This is a genomic window from Pandoraea sp. 64-18, assembly GCF_001899225.1.
GTDB classification, from domain to species: Bacteria; Pseudomonadota; Gammaproteobacteria; order Burkholderiales; family Burkholderiaceae; genus Pandoraea; species Pandoraea cepalis.
Genome location: NZ_MKVU01000011.1, coordinates 1 through 365, shown reverse-complemented (window position 1 = coordinate 365; position 365 = coordinate 1). Strand labels below are relative to the sequence as shown.

The window sequence follows — 365 nt, the reverse complement described above, 5'->3', positions numbered from 1 at the left end:
CCAATGAGACGGCTCGGGAGGTGGACGCACCGAACTGCAGGCGGCAACGATGAGTGCGAGCGGGAGAAGCGTGGCCAGGCGCCGCAGGACATCGAGAGAGCGCGACGGAAGGATGCGCGAATGGACCATCTCGAACGCTCTATATATAAGTATAGGAAGGGAAGAGACCCGGGTCGCTGCGTCGCCTTTCCCTATGGGCAAGGTTCCGGCAAGGATAGGCGATTTCGATGGTTACGTCCCGGTGGGATGCCGGACCGATCGTGGATCGGTGTCCTCCATGTGACCCGCGCCGTGGATCTCGGCCCGCTCGAATCGCTGTCTTTTTTGCCCGGCCCCGACCTTTTTCAAATTATTTTCACAAAGGG

The 365-nt window shown here is 59.7% G+C and carries 1 protein-coding gene (running past one end of the window); it reads right to left on the bottom strand.

Going from position 1 to position 365, the window contains the following annotated elements:
- Positions 1 to 129, bottom strand: partial view of a phospholipase D family protein gene (locus BGP02_RS08355; RefSeq protein ID WP_286798360.1) — the 5' portion only. The gene continues 1,515 nt to the left of window position 1, outside the view; only the first 129 of its 1,644 coding nucleotides appear in the window; the start codon lies at positions 127 to 129; the stop codon falls past the left edge of the window.
- Between the last annotated feature and the right edge of the window lie 236 nt (positions 130 to 365).